The 4,587-nt window shown below is 54.7% G+C and carries 3 protein-coding genes and 1 pseudogene; all 4 read right to left on the bottom strand.

Annotated features, from left to right (window positions below; genetic code table 11):
- On the bottom strand, positions 1-2,482 hold a 2,482-nt coding region (locus HP459_RS21595), incomplete at its 3' end, for a DUF6531 domain-containing protein (protein WP_171936815.1).
- Positions 2,483-2,485: 3 nt separating this feature from the next.
- Entirely contained in the window at positions 2,486-2,926 is a 441-nt protein-coding gene (locus HP459_RS21600) for a DcrB-related protein (protein ID WP_038416219.1), read from the bottom strand.
- Between the two features lie 207 nt (positions 2,927-3,133).
- Positions 3,134-3,652 carry a hypothetical protein gene (locus tag HP459_RS21605; RefSeq protein ID WP_023306446.1) on the bottom strand — a complete coding sequence of 173 codons (519 nt, stop codon included), beginning with the start codon at positions 3,650-3,652 and terminating at the stop codon, positions 3,134-3,136.
- Positions 3,642-4,587: pseudogene (locus tag HP459_RS21610) on the bottom strand (type VI secretion system tip protein VgrG); the annotation flags it as partial. The gene HP459_RS21605 and the pseudogene HP459_RS21610, both read right to left, overlap by 11 nt.

Raw genomic sequence — 4,587 nt, forward strand, 5'->3', positions numbered from 1 at the left:
GCGAGTCCGCACCCCAGCGGAACTGGTACGCTTCGCCGTTTTCGTTTTCCAGGGCAATCAGACGCCCGCGGCTGTCCCAGCGGCGACGCACCTCTTCACCCTGCGTATTACGGGTGGCGGTTAAGCGCCCTGCCTCGTCGTATCTGAACTCGCTCTCTTTCCCGTCGGCGCCCGCATGTTTCACCGGCAGGCCACGTTCGTTCCATTTGAGAGATTCCGTCCAGCCTTCCGGGCGATCGAGTTGTACCGGACGCCCTGCGGCGTCGTAGCGGTAACGCGTCTCTTCGCCGTCGGCGCTTATCTCAGCCACCAGCCAGCCCAGCGGATGATAACGGTATTGTGTCACACGGCCCGAACAGTCCGTAACACGCACCATCTGCCCGGCCTCGTTGTACTCCTGGTAGCGGCTGTTGCCGGCGGCATCAACTTCTTCCACGACCTGACCAAACTCGTCCCGACGAAGCAGCGTGGTCTGCCCCATCGGATCCACCACGCACTTCAGCCCGTGATGTTCGTCATACAGGAAACGGGTGGCGCTACCGTCGGCTTCGATGATGGAGGCCGGAAGCGCACGGTGCTCCAGCCAGGTGGTGGTGCGGGTATTGCCGTCGGCGTCGATCTCCTGCACCCGGTTACCCATGTCGTCATAGACGAAGGTAACGGCATTACCGAGCGGATCGATGCGGCGCGTGAGGAGTTCGTTGTCATCCCACTCGTAGCGCCAGTTCTCACCGCGCTCGTCAACGTAGCGAACAATCAGGTTTTGCGCGTTCCAGTAATGCTTTCGCGTCTGACCGTCGTAGTGTTCGACGGTCGTCAGCCCGGCGGCTAGATCATAGCTAAAGCGACAGCCGTCGCCGGTGCTGGTGCGGTTTTCCACCACGCGCCAGTGGTCGAATTTTTGCCAGCGGTATTCACTCTCCAGACCGCCCGGCAGACGGTGCCAGACCATCAGGCCATCATCGTTATAACGGTATTCACGGGTTACCACGCCGGAGGCATCCGTTGCGCTGGCCAGCTGGCCGCGCACGTCGTACCCCCACTGCATCAGCGGCCATGTCTGGTTGCCGTCAAAATGGCTCGCCGAGGTAACGCGCTGCGGGAAACGTTCATTTTCATAACGCAGAGTGACGTCGATCGCCCGCGGCTCATCGTGCAGACCGACCAGCCGCCCGTGTTCATCCCACGCCGTCAGCAACGCGTTGCCGTACTCGTCGCTGAGGGAGGCCAGGCGCAGGATGGCTGGGTTGGCGCGGGTCGGTTTATACAGACGCCACACCGCGCCGTCATCGTCGGCAATCGCCACGTCGCCGCTCTCATTGCGGCGGATGATAATGCCTTCGCTGATGCTGTAAAACGCGCGGTCGACCGGCGGCAGTTCAAAGCTCAGCTCGCGCCCGGTTTCATCGAACCAGGTGGCGTTGTTTTCTTCCAGCGTCAGATAGCTGTCAAAGGTGGTAGCCCAGCCCAGACCAAACAGCCCTTCGCGGGTGGTCAGGCTGTTGTAGCTGCGTTGACAGCGTAGCGGAAAGCGCCCCGGCAGCGAGAAATCGAGTTCGTCGTCGTCATTCAGCACCTTCACACCGGTAGCGGCGTGAACCGGGTGCGAGGAGCCGAACACGGCGTTGACGGCCATATCGGCCAGCATCCCGCCACCGGCAGCAGCCAGCGCGCAGGGCATGTTTTTCAGGATCTTGCCCGGACGCCCGCGCAGCAGGGAGAGCGCAATCATCCCCAGCGCCAGGCCCGGCGTTTTGCCGCTTTTAATATCGCGGACCGTGAGGGTGTCGCCGCCGATGATCACGTTCGGGGAGACGTCGTCGGAAACGGTGCCTTCGCAGGTGGTGCGATCTTTTGCACGCACCGCGGGCTGCCCGTTGATAAAGACGCTTTTCGAGCCTTCCGCCAGATACTGCGGCCCGGAGTGTTTCTCGCACGCCACCTTGTCTTCTTCCAGCGGCGAGGTCCCGGCAGCGGCAGAGGCCACGCTCGGCTGCCACATTTCGCTGCCGAACTGTCCGGCAGCGGAAAGCAGCATGCCCGCGTAATCGGCAAAGCTGCCCGGCGACTGCGGCTCAGGGGAAGGGGTATCGGCGGGCGTCAGCGTGCCTGCCGCGCGCGCGGCGGGGATTGCGTTGGTGAGAACGTTATTTGAACCGGTGGTGATCTTACCCGCAGGCGACGGCGGAAAAAGCGCGTTGCCCAGCCCTTCAGCAGCATTGCTGATATCGTCGGTGATCCCCGCGACGTTCGCCAGAACCCCACCAATAATGCCGCTCAACAGACAGCTGGATCCAATTGCCGCCACGCCTGCCGCTGCGGCCCCGGCTCCCAGCAGTGGGGCCGCGACGGTCGCTGCCGCGCCCACCGCCGCGCCAATCACCGCATAGGCAGCGCCTTCCGCCACAATGCTGGTAATATCAGCAAAAATGCTGGAGTGAATAATCTCGTCGCCCTTACGGGCCGCGTTGTTATCGCTCATGCCTTACACATTCCGGTTGTCGTTTAGCGTCAGACTCTGCTTCAGTGCGCTCCAGCGCGCCTCGTCCTCTTCCGTAAAGGCTTTTAAGGCCGAGAGGGTAAAAATCATCAGTACCGGTTTGCCCGGCGTCTGCACGGCCAGCTGTTTTTGCCACAGGCGCTGGCCGTTACGGTCAAAGGTGGTCTCAACTTCCAGTCCGCTAATGTTTCCGTCTGGCCCGGCTTTTACGTGCTGAAATTCGCTCTGGGCGATCTCACCCATCTGAGAACGCAGCACATCCCACTGGCGGTGAAACTCTTGTTCGTAATTGCTGCCATCCGGGATGACGCCGCGACTGACCACTACAGATAACCCGCTTTCGTCATCGCGAATAATGTTCATGCTGTTATCCTGCCAGGCAGCAGGGAAAAGGGAAAACGAACCTTCCTGGAGGGTGTATTTCATAAGTGAACTCGGGATGATATTAGAAAAATAAGATTAAAAGCGCTAAAGTTTATACAGCCAATATTAATTACTGCTTAGCGACTCAGAGGGACAAGATCATTACAACGTTAGCACTTTCTTTTTTTTCCGCAAAAACTTTAGGGGCAGCGATATTATTGGCCGTTTGATAATTATCTTCTTTCACAGCCCGTAAAGTTGCCTCGCAACTTAATGTTCGTAGCGTGACATAACTACCCTGCTCAGGCATTCCTGATTCAAAACTGGAAAGCTAAATGCCCATGCCAGCCCGCGTTCATCGGTAGGAGTGCGATATCCAACTGATTGTCCCGGCGTGTTTCCGCGAGGGATATTAGACAATTTCAGATCTGGAAAATGAGATTTGACTTGTTCAAGAGTAATACATGGATGATTAATTACGAAAGAAATCAAAGATACGCTGTTATCGCCATTTCCCCATAAACGAACATCCACATCGCTGATCCGTGTGCCATCAGTTAACGTAAAGGGAGCTGAAGTATAACGGTCTTCTTTCTCCTGTGTATTATTAATCAGCGGTTGGTTAAACAGTTTACTGACATCCTCAACTTGTTTACCCCACACTGATTTCATTTCTTTGATCATTTGCCACAACGAATCTTGATTCATTTTATTATGCCCTGCATAGGTAAATGCTGAAAATAGTGGAAGAACAATGAGGAATGTAGCTTTAATCATCCTACTTTCCATAGAATCCTCCATAGTAATCATTATAATTTAAATTAGTCCCTGAGGCTATTTCGCCTTTACCATACACTTTTCCTATTGCTTTGGCTGCATCAATGCGAGATAACTCACCGCTCACCATTTTATCATATGCAGAATTATATGCTTTTAGGTTTTCGGCACTTCCCGCTATATCAATATCAATACCGCCGTTTGCAAGGATCTCGCGTTGTATTTTAATGTTATTCAGCGTTGCTCCACCTTCATCCATAAGCTGGCTGTTGATGAAGTTTTCCTTACTCGAAGCATCTACCGCAACAGGATAAGTTGCATGCCCTGCCTCATGTGCCAGAGTTTGCACAGTTGTGGCTGTATCCTCCATGTGTTCAGGGTCCATGACAATCAATTTGTTATTAGTATCAGCGTAACTCCCCCCTCCTGCGGCTCCCGGCTGGATAGCCCACCCTTTATCTTTTAGATCTTTTAATTGTGTCTGAAGCGTTGGTGACTTATTGATTTCCTTAACTACATCTTCACTGAAGGGCATCACATCAGAGTTGTAGGAATTATTTTGATAAACGTAACTCCCTTTTAATGGTGGAGCTGCTGCAAATTTTGTTGTTGGTTTTGGTCTGGATGCTGCTGGCGCTGAAACTGCGGGAGCCGGATTCTTAGCACTTTTATTTGGAGAAAACTTCTCCTGCACCGCCGCATCAATATCCCCTTTATGCCCCGATCCCGGTGCCGTTGTGCCCGGCTTGGTTCCCGAGGTATTCAGATGCAGCTTACCACCCGTGGTGATATACCCATCTCCCTCAACGAAAAAGTTAAACTCTTTGCCAATCAGGTTAATCTTGCCGTTAGCGTTAAGCTCAATAGCACTCTCACCCGAGACCAGCCGCAGCTTCGTCCCGGAAGCAATGACATACTGCTCTACCGCTGCATCCAGCTTGCCTTTT

It is taken from the genome of Enterobacter sp. CM29 (assembly GCF_013179605.1).
Taxonomy (GTDB): domain Bacteria; phylum Pseudomonadota; class Gammaproteobacteria; order Enterobacterales; family Enterobacteriaceae; genus Enterobacter; species Enterobacter intestinihominis.

What these genes read in the sequence shown, in the direction of transcription:
- HP459_RS21605 (WP_023306446.1), bottom strand. Translation starts at nt 3,652, where the DNA reads ATGGAAAGTAGGATGATTAAAGCTACATTCCTCATTGTTCTTCCACTA.
- HP459_RS21600 (WP_038416219.1), bottom strand. Translation starts at nt 2,926, where the DNA reads ATGAAATACACCCTCCAGGAAGGTTCGTTTTCCCTTTTCCCTGCTGCC.